The organism is Citrobacter sp. CK202 (assembly GCF_030333225.1).
In the GTDB taxonomy this organism is placed as follows: Bacteria; Pseudomonadota; Gammaproteobacteria; order Enterobacterales; family Enterobacteriaceae; genus Citrobacter_B; species Citrobacter_B koseri.
Genome location: NZ_JAOWGI010000020.1, coordinates 1 through 19,156, shown reverse-complemented (window position 1 = coordinate 19,156; position 19,156 = coordinate 1). Strand labels below are relative to the sequence as shown.

16 protein-coding genes and 1 tRNA gene are annotated in these 19,156 nt (G+C 55.6%); 1 reads left to right on the top strand and 16 read right to left on the bottom strand.

Annotated features, from left to right (window positions below; genetic code table 11):
* Positions 1-57: 57 nt before the first annotated feature.
* The 15 genes from OGX84_RS03690 to nnr all read right to left on the bottom strand — a co-directional run bounded on the left by OGX84_RS03690 (position 58) and on the right by nnr (position 17,671).
* On the bottom strand, positions 58-1,680 hold the full coding sequence (locus tag OGX84_RS03690) for an isovaleryl-CoA dehydrogenase (protein ID WP_200031291.1): 1,623 nt from the start codon (positions 1,678-1,680) through the stop codon (positions 58-60).
* A gap of 117 nt (positions 1,681-1,797) precedes the next feature.
* Entirely contained in the window at positions 1,798-2,529 is a 732-nt protein-coding gene (gene rlmB, locus OGX84_RS03685; protein WP_012134428.1) for a 23S rRNA (guanosine(2251)-2'-O)-methyltransferase RlmB, read from the bottom strand.
* Positions 2,530-2,622: 93 nt separating this feature from the next.
* Positions 2,623-5,055, bottom strand: a complete 2,433-nt coding sequence (gene rnr, locus OGX84_RS03680) for a ribonuclease R (protein WP_286457385.1) — start codon at positions 5,053-5,055, stop codon at positions 2,623-2,625.
* A 38-nt stretch (positions 5,056-5,093) separates the two neighbouring features.
* Positions 5,094-5,519 (bottom strand): nitric oxide-sensing transcriptional repressor NsrR, encoded by a 426-nt coding sequence (gene nsrR / locus OGX84_RS03675; protein ID WP_024130794.1) that lies wholly within the window; start codon positions 5,517-5,519, stop codon positions 5,094-5,096.
* Positions 5,520-5,746: 227 nt separating this feature from the next.
* Positions 5,747-7,045: an adenylosuccinate synthase gene (gene purA / locus OGX84_RS03670; RefSeq protein ID WP_012134433.1), complete on the bottom strand. Its 1,299-nt coding sequence runs from the start codon at positions 7,043-7,045 to the stop codon at positions 5,747-5,749.
* Positions 7,046-7,147: 102 nt separating this feature from the next.
* Entirely contained in the window at positions 7,148-7,345 is a 198-nt protein-coding gene (locus OGX84_RS03665) for a DUF2065 domain-containing protein (protein WP_024130795.1), read from the bottom strand.
* Positions 7,346-7,427: 82 nt separating this feature from the next.
* On the bottom strand, positions 7,428-8,432 hold the full coding sequence (gene hflC / locus OGX84_RS03660; RefSeq protein ID WP_012134436.1) for a protease modulator HflC: 1,005 nt from the start codon (positions 8,430-8,432) through the stop codon (positions 7,428-7,430).
* A gap of 2 nt (positions 8,433-8,434) precedes the next feature.
* On the bottom strand, positions 8,435-9,691 hold the full coding sequence (hflK, locus tag OGX84_RS03655) for an FtsH protease activity modulator HflK (protein ID WP_012134437.1): 1,257 nt from the start codon (positions 9,689-9,691) through the stop codon (positions 8,435-8,437).
* A gap of 92 nt (positions 9,692-9,783) precedes the next feature.
* Positions 9,784-11,064, bottom strand: a complete 1,281-nt coding sequence (hflX, locus tag OGX84_RS03650; protein WP_047459460.1) for a ribosome rescue GTPase HflX — start codon at positions 11,062-11,064, stop codon at positions 9,784-9,786.
* A 73-nt stretch (positions 11,065-11,137) separates the two neighbouring features.
* Positions 11,138-11,446 (bottom strand): RNA chaperone Hfq, encoded by a 309-nt coding sequence (gene hfq, locus OGX84_RS03645; RefSeq protein WP_012134439.1) that lies wholly within the window; start codon positions 11,444-11,446, stop codon positions 11,138-11,140.
* Between the two features lie 84 nt (positions 11,447-11,530).
* Positions 11,531-12,481, bottom strand: coding sequence for a tRNA (adenosine(37)-N6)-dimethylallyltransferase MiaA (gene miaA / locus OGX84_RS03640; protein WP_130028947.1), 951 nt, complete (start codon positions 12,479-12,481; stop codon positions 11,531-11,533).
* The gene (mutL, locus tag OGX84_RS03635) at positions 12,474-14,333 is read right to left on the bottom strand and encodes a DNA mismatch repair endonuclease MutL (protein WP_112001317.1); all 1,860 of its coding nucleotides are present in this window, start codon (positions 14,331-14,333) and stop codon (positions 12,474-12,476) included. Before mutL ends, miaA begins: the two co-directional genes overlap by 8 nt.
* 9 nt (positions 14,334-14,342) lie before the next feature.
* A complete protein-coding gene (gene amiB / locus OGX84_RS03630; RefSeq protein WP_012134442.1) occupies positions 14,343-15,674 on the bottom strand; it encodes an N-acetylmuramoyl-L-alanine amidase AmiB in 1,332 nt (443 codons plus the stop codon).
* A gap of 16 nt (positions 15,675-15,690) precedes the next feature.
* Positions 15,691-16,152 (bottom strand): tRNA (adenosine(37)-N6)-threonylcarbamoyltransferase complex ATPase subunit type 1 TsaE, encoded by a 462-nt coding sequence (tsaE, locus tag OGX84_RS03625; RefSeq protein WP_012134443.1) that lies wholly within the window; start codon positions 16,150-16,152, stop codon positions 15,691-15,693.
* Positions 16,124-17,671: a bifunctional ADP-dependent NAD(P)H-hydrate dehydratase/NAD(P)H-hydrate epimerase gene (gene nnr / locus OGX84_RS03620; protein WP_012134444.1), complete on the bottom strand. Its 1,548-nt coding sequence runs from the start codon at positions 17,669-17,671 to the stop codon at positions 16,124-16,126. The genes tsaE and nnr overlap by 29 nt, the downstream gene beginning before the upstream one ends.
* Between nnr and queG the strand changes: the two genes are divergently transcribed.
* Entirely contained in the window at positions 17,670-18,809 is a 1,140-nt protein-coding gene (gene queG, locus OGX84_RS03615; RefSeq protein ID WP_012134445.1) for a tRNA epoxyqueuosine(34) reductase QueG, read from the top strand. The genes nnr and queG overlap by 2 nt on opposite strands.
* Positions 18,810-19,078: 269 nt before the next feature.
* On the opposite strand, the gene OGX84_RS03610 is transcribed toward queG, so the two are convergent.
* A tRNA-Gly gene (locus OGX84_RS03610) sits at positions 19,079-19,154 on the bottom strand.
* Between the last annotated feature and the right edge of the window lie 2 nt (positions 19,155-19,156).

The window sequence follows — 19,156 nt, the reverse complement described above, 5'->3', positions numbered from 1 at the left end:
GGCCTGCACCGATCGCAGGCATGATAAGACGTGCCCGCGCCGCCATCAGGCAAATCGTTATCGCAATCCCCCCGTTGCCCGCAGCAACAGATCATTTTGCACCTGTTCAGACAGGCGTAACACGCCGCGCGTGTCCAGCATCATTTGGCACCAGGCCTGTGCCAACGGCGGAGAAGCATAGCGCAGCATTTGCGCCCCGCAGCCGAGCAGGAACAGCTGCTGCGTTATCTCCCGCCCCTGCGCTTCATCGGGTTTGCGCAAGCGCTGTTGCAGCTGACGTACCGCCCGATCATAATGCCGATCCTGCCCTTTGACCTCCGCAAAAGCCTCGTTGAGCAGCTCATAGACGCCGGTCTGTTTACTCAGCACCCGCAGCACGTCCAGACACATGACGTTTCCCGACCCTTCCCAGATGCTGTTGACCGGCATCTCACGATACAGGCGCGGCAGCTCGCTCTCCTCGCAATAGCCAACGCCACCGAGCACTTCCATCGCCTCGGCAACAAAGGGAATGCCGCTTTTGCAAATAGCAAACTTCGCGGCTGGCGTGAACAAACGCGCCCGGAGCGCTTCTTTCGGGTCGCCACGACGATCCCACGCACGAGCCAGACGAAACAGCAGCGCCGTCTGGCCTTCAAGCTGGAGCGCCATACGACTTAAAACCTGCCGCATCATGGGCTGATCAATCAAAGACTTGCCGAACACCTGCCGCTGATGCGCGTGGTAAATCGCCACGGAAAACGCCCGGCGCATCATACTATGACTGCCCAACGCGCAATCAAAGCGAGTCATCCCTCCCATCTTCAGTATGTGACGAATCCCCTCGCCTTCCTCACCCAGTAGCCAGCCTACCGCATCCTGAAACTCAACCTCGCAACTGGCATTAGAGCGGTTGCCCAGTTTGTCTTTCAACCGCTCAAGGCGAACGCCGTTTCGCTGCCCGTCAGGCAAAAAACGCGGGACAAAAAAGCAGGATAATCCGCCTTTCGTCTGCGCCAGCACCAGGTGCGCGTCGCTTTGCGGCACGGAGAAAAACCATTTGTGCCCCACCAGGCGCCAGGCGCCGTCGTCCAGTCGCTCTGCCCGGGTGGTGTTACTCAGCACATCGGAGCCGCCCTGCTTTTCCGTCATGCCCATGCCAATCAGCAGGCCGCGTTTTTGCCCACCAGGCAGGAGGTGTGAATCATAGCGATCGCTGCGTAGCGGCGTTAACCAGTCGTGGAAGGGGGGCGGCAGCATCTGTAGCAGCAGCGGCGTGGCGGCAAAAGTCATCGTGACTGGACACAACGTGCCTGCTTCCACCTGCGCATGCAGCATGAAACGCGCAGCCCGCGCGACAAACGCCCCCTGCCTGGCGTTCTCTTCCCAGGCCAGGTTATGCACGCGGTTAGCGCACAGGCCCTGCATCAGCAGATGCCAGGCGGGATGAAAACGAACATCGTCCAGCCGCTGCCCTTGTGAATCGTAACGTAGCAGTTCAGGTGGAAAGGCGTTCGCCAGCCGCCCCAGCTCCAGCGACTCCGCAGTGCCCAGTTGTTGACCGATGCTGGCGAGAAGATCGCTGTCCCAGCCCGCGCCTTCACGGGCGACCGCTTCGCAAAGCGCGCCATCAGACAGGAATAAATTGCTGTTGTTGAGCGGTGCCGGTTGGTTAAAAACGGTATGCGTTTGCCAGTGCATTGTGTTTCCCTCCGTCAATGGCAGTCGCATTAAGTATGGTCAGCCTGCGGGGGACGCGCCTGGGATAACGGTCACAAAAAAGCCATCCCGAGGGATGGCTTCATCAGTCAAAAGCGCTTAGCTGCGCTGTCGCACCGCTTCAAACAGGCAGATCCCGGTCGCGACGGAGACGTTCAGCGACGACACGCTGCCCGCCATCGGAATGCTGATCAGCTCATCACAGTGCTCGCGGGTCAGACGACGCATCCCTTCGCCTTCAGCGCCCATCACCAGCGCCATCCGGCCGGTCATTTTGCTCTGGAACAGCGTATGGTCAGCTTCGCCCGCCGTACCGACAATCCAGATATTCTCTTCCTGCAACAGACGCATGGTACGCGCCAGGTTGGTCACACGGATCAGCGGCACGCTTTCGGCTGCGCCGCAGGCCACCTTTTTCGCCGTTGCGTTAAGCTGTGCGGAACGATCTTTCGGCACAATGACCGCATGTACGCCAGCGGCGTCTGCGCTACGCAGACAGGCGCCGAGGTTATGCGGATCGGTCACGCCGTCGAGGATCAGCAGGAAGGGATTGTCGAACTTCGCGATCAGATCAGGAAGATCGTTTTCCTGATACTGGCGTCCCGGCTTCACGCGCGCAATGATCCCCTGATGTACCGCACCCTCGCTTTTTTCATCAAGATACTGGCGGTTTGCCAGTTGGATCACCACGCCCTGCGCTTCCAGCGCATGGATCAGCGGCAGCAGGCGTTTATCTTCCCGCCCTTTCAGAATAAAGACGTCCTGAAAGCGCTCTGGCGCACGTTCCAGCAGAGCCTGCACCGCGTGGATGCCGTAAATCATTTCACTCATTGATGGTTCTCATTGATCAATTTTGCCGGGCGGCGCGATGCCTGCCCGGTCTACAGTACAAACGCCCTCTCCACGCAGGGGGAGAAGGGGAAATTACTCAGCTGACTTTTTCTTCGCCGCGCGCTTCGCTTTTGTCGCGGCAGCGATTTTCTGCGTCTTTGCCGATGGATTTTTGGCTTTCTTCTCTTTCTTCGCCTTACCTTTCGCTTTCTCGCCGCGGAAGGCGCTATCCGGTTCGAAATTCACCTTTTTGCCCACCTGACGACGCTTACCGGCATTTTTAGCCGTTTCGCCTCTTTTCGCTTTCTCACGCGCGGTTTTACCGACGTTGCGCGGGGCGCGTTCGCTGGAGATCAGGCTAAAGTCAATTTTACGCTCATCCATATTGACCGCTTCGACGCGGACTTCCACGCGGTCGCCCAGACGGTAGGTCTGGCCGCTGGATTCCCCCATCAGACGCTGCCCTACCTGATCGAAACGGTAGTAATCGTTATCCAGCGAAGAGACGTGTACCAGACCATCAATAAACAGTTCATCCAGACGAACAAAGAAGCCGAACCCGGTTACGCTGGAAATCACCCCTTTAAAGACGTTCCCCACCTGATCCAGCATGAAGTCACACTTCAGCCAGTCAGAGACGTCGCGCGTGGCTTCGTCAGCACGGCGCTCGGTCATAGAACAGTGCTGGCCCAGTTGCAGCATCTCTTCCATCGAATAGTGGTAGCCGCCCGTTTCCGTCGTATTGCCCTTATGCCCTTGCTCATGCGCCAGCAGATACTTAATGGCGCGGTGCAGCGACAGGTCAGGATAACGGCGGATCGGCGAGGTAAAGTGCGCGTAAGACTGCAATGCCAGACCAAAGTGACCACGGTTTTCTGGATCGTAAATTGCCTGTTTCATTGAGCGCAGCAGCATAGTTTGCAGCATTTCCGCGTCAGGCCTGTCGGCAATCGACTCCAGCAGCTCCGCATAATCACGCGGTTCCGGCTTATTGCCGCCCGGCAATTCCAGCCCCAGCTCCGCCAGAACGGAACGGAAGGAGGTAATCGCCTCGGTGCTCGGCTTGTCGTGAATACGGAACAGCGCAGGCTCTTTGGCTTTCTCAACGAATCGCGCCGCCGAGATATTCGCCAGAATCATGCATTCTTCGATCAGCTTGTGTGCGTCATTACGCTGCGTCTGCTCGATACGTTCAATGCGACGTTCAGCATTGAAGATAAACTTCGCTTCTTCGCTTTCAAATGAGATGCCGCCACGCTCTTCGCGGGCGTTATCCAGCACTTTGTAGAGGTTATGCAGCTCTTCGATGTGCCTGACCAGCGGCGCATACTGCTCGCGCAGGTCCTGGTCGCCCTGTAGCATATGCCAGACTTTGCTATACGTCAGGCGCGCATGAGAACTCATCACCGCTTCGTAGAATTTATAGCCGGTTAAACGCCCTTTTGATGAAACGGTCATTTCGCAGACCATACACAGGCGGTCAACCTGCGGGTTCAGCGAGCACAGGCCATTGGAGAGCACTTCCGGCAGCATCGGCACAACCTGCGACGGAAAATAGACCGACGTCCCACGGTTGCGCGCTTCGCGATCCAGCGGCGTTGGCGGACGCACGTAATAACTTACGTCAGCGATAGCCACCCACAGGCGCCAGCCGCCACCGCGTTTCTTCTCACAGTAAACCGCATCGTCAAAGTCACGGGCGTCTTCGCCATCAATCGTCACCAGCGGTAAGTCGCGCAGATCCACACGGCCTGCTTTCGCCTCTTCCGGCACCTCTTCTTTCAGGCCGGCGATCTGCTGTTCTACCGCCTGCGGCCAGATATAAGGAATTTCATGGGTGCGCAGCGCCATATCGACAGCCATGCCAGTGCCCATGTTATCGCCGAGAACCTCAACGATTTTACCGACCGCTTTAGTGCGGCGGGTCGGGCGCTGGGTGAGTTCCACCACCACCACAAAGCCCATGCGCGCGCCCATCACCTCTTCAGGCGGGATCAGGATGTCGAAGCTCAGACGGCTATCGTCCGGCACCACAAAGCCCACGCCAGCATCGGTAAAGTAACGACCGACAATCTGGCTGGTTTTCGGCACCAGAACGCGCACGATACGCGCTTCGCGGCGGCCTTTACGATCGGCCCCCAGCGGCTGCGCCAGTACCTGATCGCCATGAATGCAGGTTTTCATCTGCTCACTGGAGAGATACAGGTCATCTTTACGTCCTTCGACACGCAAAAAGCCGTAGCCATCACGGTGGCCGATAACGGTACCTTTCAGCAGGTCGAGGCGTTCCGGCAGCGCATAGCACTGGCGGCGGGTAAAGACCAGCTGTCCGTCGCGTTCCATCGCGCGCAGACGGCGGCGCAGGGCTTCCTGCTGCTCTTCACCTTCAATGTTCAGTTCCGCAGCCAACTCATCACGGTTGGCTGGTTTTTCACGTTTTGTTAAATGTTCGAGGATAAATTCCCGGCTCGGGATAGGGTTAGCGTATTTTTCAGCTTCACGTTCCAGGAAAGGATCTTGTGACATGGCGGTTCCTCCGTTGTCAGCTCTGATGAAGATTTTCGTCACTCCACCAGCAATAATTTATAAAGCGGTTGATTCTCTTCAACCAAATCGGCAAGCGTGTAGTTATCCAGTTCCTTGAGAAAACTTTGCACGGCCTTCGAAAGTGCCTGCTTGAGTCGGCAGGCAGGAGTAATGTGGCAAAATTCGCTGCTGCAATTTACCAGAGATAAAGGTTCCAGCTCACGAACCACATCACCGATAACAATAACATTAGCTGGTTTACCCAGGCGGATACCGCCATTTTTTCCTCGAATAGCAGTAACGAAGCCCGCCCGGCTAAGTTGATTGATTATTTTGACCATATGATTACGGGACACGCCGTAGACTTCTGTCACCTCAGAAATACTGGTCATACGTCCTTCGGGTAGCGACGCCATATAGATTAGCGCACGTAATCCGTAATCGGTGAAACTCGTTAACTGCACATCAACCTCAGGAAAAGGGGAAAACGGGATAAACCAGGTTGTATTAATTACATTGATGATAAACCAGCCACCAGCCAGGTCGCTAATTTATTTCAGTTCGGGAAGGAAAAAAGCGAGGATCTTACGCTGTATTAAGCCGGATGGCGGTGAAAAGCGCCTTATCCGGCCTACAGTGTGTACAGGCCTGATAAGCGCAGCACCATCAGGCACTGCGCCATGACCCCAAATTATGCGTCAAACGGGTCACGCAGAATCATCGTTTCAGTACGGTCCGGGCCGGTAGAAATAATATCAATCGGCACGCCGGTCAGTTCTTCGATACGTTTGATGTAGTTCAGCGCCGCCTGCGGCAGGCCGCTGCGATCCTTCACGCCAAAGGTGGACTCAGACCAACCCGGCATGGTTTCGTAGATCGGCTCGATGCCTTCCCAGTCATCCGCTGCCAGCGGTGTGGTGGTTACTTCACGGCCATCCGGCATACGGTAAGCCACGCAGATTTTCACCTCTTCCAGGCCGTCCAGCACGTCCAGTTTGGTCAGGCAGAAGCCAGACAGGGAATTGATCTGCACCGCACGGCGCACAGCAACGGAGTCCAGCCAGCCGGTACGACGACGACGACCGGTGGTGGCACCGTATTCGTTACCCTGCTTGCACAGGAACTCGCCGGTGTCATCAAACAGCTCAGTCGGGAACGGACCCGCACCCACGCGAGTGGAGTAAGCTTTGATGATACCCAGAACGTAGTCCACATAACGCGGTCCCAGGCCAGAACCGGTCGCTACGCCACCCGCAGTGGTGTTAGAGGAGGTAACGTACGGATAAGTACCGTGGTCGATATCCAGCAGCGTACCCTGCGCGCCTTCGAACATGACGAAATCGCCACGCTTACGCGCCTGGTCCAGCAGATCGGAAACATCAACAACCATAGAGGTCAGGATGTCGGCAATTGCCATCACATCATCCAGCACTTTCTGGTAGTCAACGGCTTCCACTTTGTAGAAGTTCACCAGCTGGAAGTTGTGATATTCCATCACTTCTTTCAGTTTTACAGCGAAGGTAGCTTTATCGAACAGATCGCCAACGCGCAGACCGCGACGAGCCACTTTGTCTTCATAAGCCGGACCGATACCACGACCGGTGGTGCCGATCGCTTTCGCACCACGCGCTTTCTCACGCGCGTTATCCAGCGCAACGTGATAATCAAGGATCAGCGGACAGGCTTCAGACAGCAGCAGGCGCTCACGGACAGGGATACCACGGTCTTCCAGTCCTTTCATCTCTTTCATCAGCGCAGCCGGAGACAGCACAACGCCGTTACCGATGATGCTGGTAACATTCTCACGAAGAATACCTGATGGAATAAGATGGAGGACGGTTTTTTCACCGTTGATTACGAGAGTATGGCCTGCGTTGTGACCGCCCTGGTAGCGTACAACATATTTAGCCCGTTCAGTCAGAAGATCGACGATCTTTCCTTTACCTTCGTCACCCCATTGGGTGCCCAGTACGACGACGTTGTTACCCATTTTTCAAAATCACCGTTTGCTTAAAAATGGATTCTACCATCGCTTTTTCAGATATACAGCACTTTTTGCATGCCAAGATCGGCAAATACGACTACTTTTTGATCAGCCAATCGTTTTCCTCAACATGTAGTAGACAACAACTCCGGCAACCACAAGACCGCCGCCAAAACGACGTAAAACATTTTCCGGCAGTTGCGTCATGGCAGAGATCATTTTCTTCCAGGCGCGGGGATACAGCATCGGGCCTAAACCTTCCAGCACCAAAACGAGGGCAAGCGCCAGCCAGATAGTTGAATTCATCCATCGTCCTTATATAAAAAGAAAACCACCGCCTCCCTGAGGATGCCGGTGGTTTTGTTCATCTAAAACCGTTGATACGATTTTAACGTGTTGCCGTATTCGGTGTCTTCATGTAACGGAAGAAATCGCTGTCCGGGCTCATGATCATCACGTCCTGATTGCCTTCGAAGCTCTTCTCGTAAGCACGCAGGCTACGGATAAAGGCGTAGAAGTCCGGGTCCTGACTGAAGGCATCGGCAAACAGTTTCGCGGCTTCGGCATCACCTTCACCACGCGAAATGCGGCCCTGACGCTCGGCTTCCGCCAGCGTTCTGGTCACTTCATAGTCGGCGGTCGCGCGCAGTTTCTCCGCTTCTTCCTGACCCTGTGAACGGTGACGACGGGCTACCGCTTCACGCTCGGCGCGCATACGGTTGTAAATCGCCTCGGATACTTCGGTCGGCAGGTTGATCTGCTTGATACGCACATCCACCACTTCGATACCTAACGCCGCCATACTGTTCGGGTTGATCACCGGCACTTTGCCATTGGTTTCTGCCGCAACGCGTTCAGCCGCTTCGGCAATCGCGCTATCCGCCGCCGGAGTCGCCACTTCATCTTCCGTTCCCGCAGAACCGGAGTTCAGCGCGTCACGCACTTCCAGCGTTAAACGGCCACGGGAATCGGTCACGATGTCTTTCACATCCAGACGACCAATCTCAGAGCGCAAACGGTCAGAGAACTTACGTTTCAGCAGCACTTCGGCCTGAGAAACATCGCCGCCGCCAGTCGCCAGGTAGTAACGGCTGAAATCGCTGATGCGCCATTTGATGTAGGAGTCAACGATCAGGTCTTTTTTCTCTTTGGTTACAAAGCGATCGGCCTGGTTGTCCATCGTCTGGATACGCGCATCAAGCGTTTTCACCGACTCAATGAACGGGATCTTAAAGTGCAGGCCCGGCTCATAAACCAGCGGTTTGTTTTCATCGTCACGCAGAACTTTACCGAAACGCAGCGTAATTCCGCGCTCGCCTTCTTTGACAACAAAGACAGACATGTACAGCACTACCAGCACGATGATGATAATCGCAATAACTGACTTACGCATCGTTATTCCCCCTGACGCTGGTAGTCGTTACGCTGCGCGTTAGCGCGGCGTTGGTCCATAATATCGCCCTGACTGGTGGACGAGGTATTGCTTGCTCCGCTCGTGCTGGACGATGAAGCCGGCGGCAGACGCAGCAGATTGTTACCCGTGCTGTCTTTTGCCGCAGGCGCGTTAGCGCCTTTCAGCATCTGATCCAATGGCAGAACCATCAGATTGCCACCTTTGTCGTTGACCAGAACTTTACGCGTATGGCTCAACACTTTTTCCATCGTCTCGATATACAGACGCTCGCGAGTAATCTCTGGTGCGGCTTTATATTCCGGCAGAATTTTAGCGAAGCGAGCCACTTCACCCTGCGCTTCCAGGATGGTTTGGGTTCTGTATGCACGCGCTTCTTCAAGAATACGCTGCGCCTGACCGTTCGCACGCGGCTGAACTTCGTTGGTGTACGCTTCCGCTTCACGGATGTATTGCTGTTCGTTCTCACGCGCCGCGATAGCATCGTCAAACGCCGCTTTTACCTCTTCCGGCGGACGCGCTGCCTGGAAGTTGACGTCCAGCAGGGTAATACCCATGTTGTACGGACGAATGGTCTCTTCCAGTTCACGCTGGGTATCGCTACGAATAACGGTACGACCTTCCGTCAGAATGCGGTCCATCGTGTATTTACCGATAACCCCACGCAGGGCGCTGTCGGTCGCCTGACGCAGACTGTCATCCGCGCTGGTCACGCTGAACAGATAACGTTGCGGATCGGTCACACGGTACTGCACGTTCATCTCAACGCGCACAACGTTTTCATCAGAAGTCAGCATCACACCGGACGCCGCCAGTTCGCGAACCGCTTCCACGTTCACCGGGGTAACTTCATCGATAAACGTCGGCTTCCAGTTCAGACCCGGCTCAACCAGGTGGCTGAATTTACCGAAGCGTGTCACCACGCCGCGTTCCGCTTCTTTGATGGTGTAGAAACCGCTGGCAGCCCAGATAATGACGATCGCTGCCGCTGCGATGGTAACGACACGACCTCCGATATGCGGGCGCGGCCCCTGCGATGAACTACCACCGCCAGAACCTGTACCTTTACCGCCACCCAGACCACCGAGCTTTTTACTCAGTTTGCGGAAGATATCATCAAGATCAGGTGGCCCCTGATCGCGACCACCTTTGTTTCCATTTCCCTCAGAGTTGCCGCCAGGTTTGCTGCTTCCCCACGGGTCGCGGTCTTGTCCGTTATTACCGGGCTGATTCCACGCCATGTTTGTGCTCCATATTTGTTATGCGGTGATCCCCGTTGTCTTTCGACGAGAGGGATAAGGCGAAATTACTCCATGCTCCAGACGAGCCGCCATTAGATCACATAGTCGATCAACGCCGGTTCTTGTTTACAGAGGCGACGCCAGTCGACAATCGGCATGCGAACCTGCAAACTTACGCTGCCGTCCTCCTCCATCCACTCTTTTTCTATTGCCTGAAGTTGGTAAAACCGGCTTCTCAGACGCCCTTCCTGCGGCGGCAAACGCAACGTATGCTGCGCTACCTCGCCGGAAAGCCGCTCCGTCAAAGCCTGAAAAAGCTGTGGTATCCCAACCCCTGTTTGCGCGGAAAGCCAGACACGGATTGGTTTGTTCTCTTCATCCCTGTCGATACGCGGTTCAAAATCGTCCAGCATATCGATCTTGTTCATCACCATCAGGGTTGGGATCTCGTGAGCGTCGATCTCTTCGAGAACCGTATCCACTGCGTCGATGTTTTCCTGTACGCGCACATCAGCGGCATCAACAACGTGTAACAAGAGCGTGGCCTGCCGGGTTTCCTGCAAGGTCGCCTTAAACGCCGCCACCAGATCGTGCGGTAAATGACGGATAAACCCTACGGTATCCGCCAGTACGGTTTCCCCCACATCTGCGACATCGATACGGCGCAGCGTCGGGTCCAGGGTCGCAAACAGTTGGTCTGCGGCATACACCCTGGCTTCAGTAATCTGATTGAAAAGGGTGGATTTACCGGCGTTGGTATATCCCACCAGCGAGACCGTCGGGACATCCGCTTTTATACGCGACTGCCGCCCCTGCTCACGTTGCTTCTCAACTTTTTCCAGGCGCGACTGTATTTGTACAATACGATTACGCAGCAAACGACGGTCGGTTTCGAGCTGGGTTTCACCCGGACCGCGCAAACCAATCCCGCCTTTCTGCCTTTCAAGGTGGGTCCAGCCACGAACCAGACGCGTGGCCAGATGACGCAGCTGCGCCAGTTCAACCTGCAACTTACCTTCGTGGGTACGTGCACGCTGAGCAAAAATATCTAAAATAAGACCGGTTCTGTCGATCACGCGACATTCACACAAACGTTCCAGGTTACGCTCCTGGGCCGGGCTTAAAGCATGATCGAAAAGCACAACCGCAGCGTTAGACGCTTTCACGGCTTCCGCAATTTCAACTGCCTTACCTTCACCTACAAAGTACTTCGGGTGCGGTGCTTTACGGCTACCGGTAATCACCTGCATTGCTTCGACACCGGCGGAAGAGACCAGAGACTCAAACTCCTGGAGGTCTTCCATATCTTTGTCTTGCGAAAAATAGATGTGTACCAGTACCGCCTGCTCACCGGCATCATAACGGTCAAACAAGCGTCAACCCCTCGATATATATCAGCGGGGAACGCAGGTTCCCTGGCTCCCCGTGTGTAAAACAGCCAAAACCTTATTCGGTTTCTTCGCTGTCCTGTTGCGCAGAAGTACCCTGCGCGCTGCTACCGTGATGGTAGTTACTGCTGGTGCCGCCACCGGCATTGTTACTGTGATGAGAAACCGGGCGAGACGGGACAACAGTAGAAATCGCGTGCTTGTAAACCATCTGGCTGACCGTGTTTTTCAACAGGATCACGAATTGATCAAAAGACTCGATTTGACCTTGCAGCTTAATACCATTCACCAAATAAATAGAAACTGGAACACGTTCCCGACGCAGTGCGTTCAGGAACGGATCTTGTAAAGATTGCCCCTTAGCCATTCTCTCTTTTCCTTATATGCTTATTTGTACTTTGAACCTTTCGATTCTGAAAAATTGCGCACGATACGTCTCAATTGTACACATTCAGTTCGCGATAGCACCAACAACCTGCAATACTTCGTTTCGCGCCTGGTCAGGCTTTTCACTGTCAAGCCAGTGTACTCCTTCCCAACCACGCAACCAGGTTACCTGACGCTTCGCCAACTGCCTCGTGGCGCAAACACCTCTATAAACCATTTCATCATATGAAATTTCGCCTTCAATGTATGACCACATCTGGCGGTATCCCACACAACGAATGGAAGGCAAGTCCGTATGCAAATCTCCACGGGCAAAAAGCGCCCGAACTTCTGCTTCAAAACCTGAAGCCAACATCTGATGAAAACGCTGCTCAATTCGCTGATGGAGCAGTTCACGGCTCGCCGGGGCGATGGCGAACTGATGCACCTGATACGGTAGAGCGTCTCCTGACGTTTGCGTCAGTTCCGTTAAAGTTTTACCCGAAATGAAAAAAACTTCCAGTGCCCGGGAAAGTCTTTGCGGATCATTTGGATGAATCCGTGCGGCAGCGACCGGATCAATATCCTGAAGCTGTCGGTGCAACGCATCCCATCCCTGCTCTGCCGCCTGTTGCTCAATTCGGGCTCTGATCTCGGGTTCCGCCGACGGTAAGGGCGAAAGTCCTTCCAGCAACGCCTTGAAATACAACATGGTGCCGCCCACTAACAGCGGAATACGCCCCGCCGCAGTAATCTCCGCCATCTCCGCTAACGCATCGCGGCGAAAATCCGCTGCTGAGTACGCTTGCGCCGGATCGAGAATATCCAGCAATCGGTGCGGAGCGGCCTTTAACTCTGAAGCCGTCGGCTTCGCCGTACCGATGTCCATCCCCCGATAAATAAGGGCGGAATCAACGCTTATCAACTCTACTGGCAAAACTTTACGCAATTCAATTGCTAACGCCGTCTTGCCGGAGGCCGTCGGCCCCATCAAAAAAATCGCCTTTGGCAGGCTCGCCTTACTTACATCACTCATGTTTCAGGGCGTTCATCACCGAATGTAAATCAACAGGTTGTAACAGACCACCCGGCGGCGCCTTCACGAGTTGCGGACATAGCCGCTCTACATCAGCCAACAGCGTAATGGCCTGCGCCATCGTCCACTGCGGATGTTCACTCATCAAATTCCGCGCAATCCACTGTGCAATATTGCCCGCGTCAAACGCTGACTGCTGCGCGAGGTAGCCTATCAGTTCAGGAATCAAGATTTGTAAATTTTGTTGGCGTAAGGGTAAAGGCACTGCACGAATGGTCACATGCTGCGCATCTGACTGGAATTCAATCCCCAGATCCGTCAGTGGTGTTTGCGCTTTTTCCAGCGCGGATTTCTCCTCCGCCGACACTTTTAAGCGCAGCGGAATCAACAACGGCTGGGCGCAGACCGGCGTCTGCCCCGGCGTCAGTTGGGCCTGACGCAGCCAGCGTTCCGCCACGGGCAGCGCCAGCAGGTGAATATTGCCGTCACGCTCAAGCAATGCGCAATCCGCGCCGACAATGGTCAGCACGCGACCGAAACTCTGGCTATGCCCTGCCAGCGACGGCGCTGCCGTTTCTGCTTCCGGTGCAAGCGCCGGTTGTCGCGGAGCGGGCGTCTGTAACAGCTGGCGGTACACTTCGCCCTGCTGTTTCTGGTAGCCCGGCTGGGCATGCGGCCAACTGGCAGCAGGCTGACGTCCGCCTATTGCCTCTGACGACGTGGAATAGCGCGGCGCGGCGGGTTCCCGCGCAGAGGCCGGTTCAGCGAAATGATTACGCCCGGCCGCCACGCGGTTTTCCGGGATGTGACGCGGCGCAGGCTCTTCTTCCGCCAGCGGCAGCGGCGCATCAAGCTGCTGCTGTAGCACGCTCAATACGCCCTGATAGATGAAATCATGCACCAGCCGCGACTGGTGGAAACGCACCTCATGTTTCGCCGGATGCACGTTCACATCCACCTGATGCGGGTCAATCTCCAGATACAGCACAAATGCCGGTTGCTGATCGCCACCCAGTTTGTCTTCACAGGCCTGACGAATCGCATGATTGATTAACCGGTCGCGCATCATGCGGCCGTTCACGTAGCAGTACTGGATTTCCGCCAGCGCCGCCGTGGTGTGGTGAGGGTCGGCCACCCAGCCGCGCAGCGTCAGATCGCCGTGCTGCCATTCAATCGCCAACGCCTGTTCCAGAAACGGTACGCCGCAAATCGCGCCTAATCGACGTTCCTTCTGCCCGTCCTGCGCAACCGCGCGGTACTGGCGCACCATTTTACCGTTGTGCGACAAATTAAGGGTGACGTCGAAGCGCGCCAGCGCAATGCGGCGGATAATTTCGTCAATGTGGTTGAACTCGGTTTTCTCGGTGCGCATAAACTTGCGCCGTGCCGGCGTGTTGTAGAACAAGTCCAGCACCTCCAGCGTGGTGCCGACCGGATGCGCCGCCGGTTTTACCGTCACGTCCATATCACGCCCTTCGGCATAGGCCTGCCAGGCTTCCGCCTGTTCCGCGGTACGTGACGTGAGGGTTAAACGCGAAACCGAGCTGATACTTGCCAGCGCTTCGCCGCGAAATCCGAGGCTGATAATCGCTTCGAGATCGTCAAGCGAGGCGATTTTACTGGTAGCATGGCGAGCCAGCGCCAGCGCCAGCTCGTCTTTTTTAATTCCGCAGCCATTATCGCGAATACGAATAAGCTTTGCGCCGCCGCGTTCGATATCAATATCGATCCGCGTCGCCCCTGCATCAAGGCTGTTTTCCACCAGTTCTTTCACAACCGACGCAGGTCGCTCTACCACCTCACCTGCGGCAATTTGGTTCGCCAGTTGCGGCGGTAGAACCTGAATCGGCATGTAAAATCCTTAGTTAATCAACGACTCGCCCGGCGACACCGCGCTGGCCGTTTGCGCCGGAGCGCTCTGCGGCCCGGATTGCACCGGATGCGCCTGGAAGTAGTTACGCAACCCTTGGTAAATCGCCTCTGCCAGCTGCTGCTGATAAGCATCGCTTGCCAGCAAACGCTCTTCGCCGCTGTTGCTGATAAAGCCCGTTTCAACCAACACCGAGGGGATATCCGGGGAACGCAACACGCCGAGGCTGGCGTGTTCAGGGCGACGCTTATGCAGCGAACCAATGCGCTGCAACTGACCTAACATGTTTGTCGCCACATCATACCCTACGCGCTGGGAATGACCGAATTGCAAATCCAGTACCGCCTGGCTTAAGTAGGGGTCAGCCTGGCTGTTCGCCAGCACATCGCCAGCGCCGCCCAGCAGCTCAGACTGCTTCTCATGTTCTTCCAGCCAGTTCGCCATTTCGCTGTTGGCGCGCCGGTTTGACAGCACCCATACCGAGGCGCCCGTCGCGTTGCGGTTTGGCGCGGCATCCGCATGAATGGAGACGAGGAAATTGGCGTTCTGCTTACGCGCCACATCGGAGCGCCCCATCACGGAGATGAAATAATCCCCGTCGCGGGTCAATACGCCTTTGAACATCGGATCGTTATTCAACAGCGTGCGCAGCTTACGGGCGATAGCAATCGTCACGTTTTTCTCCCGCGTCCCGCCGGGGCCAATAGCGCCGGGGTCTTGCCCGCCGTGACCGGCATCAATGGCAATCACCACTTTGTCGCCGTTACTGGATGTCGCCCGCGCTGCCGGGCGCGTTACCGTATTGCTGCTGGTGACAGCGGTAGCGCGATCCTGGTTTGTTTTAAACGGATTTCGCGCAGGTTCAGTCGGACGCGGAGCGACCACCGGCGTCTCAACGCGTTTTGCGACGACAGGCGGTGGAGGTGGCGGCGGAGGCGTATCGGCGTTGATGGTAAAGACCACGGTATAGTTACCGCCGCTCTGTCGTTTCACAGCCTCGGTTTTACCGTTCTCCGTCAGATCGACAACCAACCGCAACGACTGCGCATCTTTCGCCGTACCGGAGCGAATCGCTTTTACCAGGTTGTTGCCGCTAAACTGCAACGGCAGTCCCTGAATCACGCCGGTCTGTTTGATATCCAGCGCGACGGTACGTTTACCTTCTTGCGAAAACGCATAATCAGGATCGCCGATAAAACTGAACGTAATCCGCGCCTGCCGATCGCCGTTAGATACCTGAATATCGGAGAGGCTGGCGGCCCCCGCCTGCGCGCACAGCAGGACCAGCGTTGCCACCACCCAATTTCTGATGCGATAAATCATCCCGCCACCCTTAAGGTTAACCGGCCAAACGCGCCAGCAACAAATCACCTGATGAGGAGACAGCACTAATGCGCGCCTCACGACCTTGCGCCTGGTAATCTATGTGTATTTCGACATCCGGGTCAGGCAGTACACCTTTACCTTGTTGCGGCCATTCCACCAGGCAAATGGCATCGTTGGCAAAATAATCACGGATCCCCATAAATTCCAGCTCCTCAGGGTCCGCAAGTCGGTATAAATCGAAGTGATACACCATTAAGTTATCGAGCGTATAGGGTTCAACCAGCGTGTAGGTCGGGCTTTTCACATTACCTTTGTGGCCCAACGCCTGTAGAAATCCCCGGCTGAAGGTGGTTTTCCCCGCCCCCAGGTCGCCGTACAAATAGATGACGGTCGCACCGTCACAGGCTTTCGCTACGCGTAGTCCCAGGTCTAAAGTCGCCTGCTCGTCAGGTAGCGGAATTACTCGATTCATCATGGTTTACGTCAATCACATCAGGGTTAACAATACGCTGTAGCGTAGAAAAGAGATCGGTTGCCAGCATGCCGCGGGTGCCATAACGCGCCGCTAAAACATCCGCCGCCGCACCGTGGGCAACACATCCCGCACACGCTGCATCATACGGGGAAAACTTCTGTCCAAGCAATGCGCCAATAATGCCGGAAAGCACATCGCCCATTCCACCGCTGGCCATCCCGGCGTTACCGGCATCAATAATGCCCAACGCATGCGATTGGGCGGCGACGACCGTTCCCGCACCTTTCAGCACCGCCACGCCACCATACCGTTTTACCAGACGACGTGCTGAAAGTAAGCGATCACTTTCAATTTCTGCGACAGAACAACCCAGTAGCCGCGCGGCTTCCCCCGGATGCGGCGTGATCACGCGATTGTGACGTTTATCGGGATTGATTGCCAGCAGGTTCAGCGCATCCGCATCCCAGAGCATCGGTTTGCGAAAATTCTCAGCTTTCTGTAGCGCTTTTTTACCCCATTCCTGCTGTCCGAGCCCAGGGCCTATCACCACCACGTCCGCCCATTGCAGACTGTCATCAAGAGATTGAGGCGTCAGTTCATGCACCATCAGTTCGGGACGGGCGGTCAGCAACGGCGCGATATTTTCGCTACGCGTCAGCACCCGCACTAATCCTGCTCCGGCACGCAGCGCCGCTTCGCCGGTCATACGTATCGCTCCCGCCGTCCCGTGGTCGCCGCCAATAATGACCAGCCGACCATGATCGCCTTTATGCGACGTCGGACGGCGTGGTGTCAGCCAGTGGGAAAGTTGCGAAGCCGCAAAGCGCTGGATACGTACCTCTTGTCCTGCCAGCCAGCTTTCCAGACCCAGCGCGTCAAAGTGCAGCGCTCCCACGACATCCCGCGCCTTGCCCGTCAGCAAACCGGGTTTCAGCGCAACGAAGGTAACGGTATGCGCGGCATTCATCACCGCACCAGGCGTGGCGCCCGTTTGCGCCAGCAAACCGGAGGGGATATCAATAGCCACCACCGGCGCTGGATGGCTGTTCGCTCGTTCAATAAGCGTAGAGAGGGAGGTGCGCGGAGCCTGCGTCAGGCCGGTCCCCAGCAGGGCGTCAATAATCACATCAATATGATCCGGCCAGATGATATCCGACGCATGAATGACGCCCCCGGCATTGAGCCACGCCTCGCGCGCCTGCGCCGCCTCTTCAGGAAGCGGCTTATCGCTCTCCTGCGCCAGTAGAGTCACCTCAATACCTGCGGCTTTCGCCAGCCTCGCCACCACGTAGCCGTCGCCGCCATTATTACCGTGACCGCAAAGCACCAGCCAGCGCCGGGAATCGGGGTACGCGTCGCGTGCAACCTGAAATGCGGCTTCCCCCGCCCGCAGCATCAGCTCATACAGCGTCAGCCCTAAGCTGTCCGCCGCCTCGCGTTCCGCCCGTTTGATCTCATCGGCGGGCCAGATGGAGTGTGGTATACTTGCGGGGTTTTTCTTCATTGTATGGTCCGTCATGTCAGAGCCCCTCGATCTCAATCAGTTAGCGCAAAATATTAAACAGTGGGGGCTGGAACTGGGCTTTCAGCAGGTCGGTATTACCGATACCGATCTCAGCGCCAGCGAACCCAAATTACAGGCATGGCTGGATAAACAATACCACGGCGAAATGGACTGGATGGCTCGCCACGGAATGATGCGCGCCCGCCCTCACGAATTATTGCCCGGCACGCTGCGCGTCATCAGTGTGCGCATGAATTATCTGCCTGCCAATGCCGCTTTCGCCAGTACCCTAAAAAATCCCTCTCTGGGCTACGTCAGCCGTTATGCGCTGGGCCGTGATTACCATAAGCTGTTACGTAACCGTCTCAAAAAACTCGGCGAGAGGATTCAGCAGCACTGCGTTTCGCTGAATTTTAGACCGTTTGTCGATTCTGCGCCCATTCTGGAACGTCCGCTGGCTGAAAAAGCCGGGCTTGGCTGGACAGGTAAGCACTCACTAATCCTTAACCGCGAAGCCGGTTCGTTCTTTTTCCTGGGGGAATTGTTAATTGATTTGCCTCTCCCCATTGATGCGCCAGTTGAAGAAGGCTGCGGGAAATGCGTTGCCTGTCTGACCATCTGCCCGACCGGCGCAATCGTCGAGCCCTACACGGTGGATGCGCGCCGCTGCATCTCCTATCTCACGATTGAGCTGGAGGGGGCGATACCAGAAGCGCTTCGGCCATTAATGGGCAACCGGATTTACGGCTGCGACGATTGTCAGCTTATCTGCCCGTGGAACCGCTACTCGCAACTGACCGATGAAGAAGATTTCAGTCCCCGCAAGCATCTTCACGCGCCAGAGCTGATTGAACTGTTTGGCTGGAGCGAAGCCTGGTTTTTAAAAGTTACGGAAGGATCGGCGATTCGCCGCATTGGTCACTTACGCTGGCTGCGAAATATTGCCGTCGCGTTAGGCAATGCGCCCTGGGATAACGCCGTAATTACCGCCCTGGAAAGTCGCCGGGGTGAGCACCCACTTCTCGATGAACACATAGAGTGGGCGATTGCGCAGCAAATTGAGAAGCGAAATGCCTGCGTGGTGGAGGTGCAATTACCGAAGAAACAACGCCTGGTCAGGGTCATTGAAAAGGGACTGCCGCGCGACGCCTGAGTCATCCACAGCTTGTGTATAAAAATAAAAAGACATTGCGATTCAAGAGGGAAAAAATCGTCAAGTGATCGCATTAACATTTCGAAATGATAATTAATTTATTAATTTCAATAAGTTACAAAGTTACTATTCACCAGGCGAAGTTTTTTATATTCCAGGAATAATGCCTGGACCTGTGGATAAGTCTGTTTACAAGAGTGTTTCAGAGGCAAAACAAAAGGTCCCCAACGTGAAAATACGCTGTGGATAATTTTATGGAGATAAGAATTTGGAGCGGGAAACGAGACTCGAACTCGCGACCCCGACCTTGGCAAGGTCGTGCTCTACCAACTGAGCTATTCCCGCTT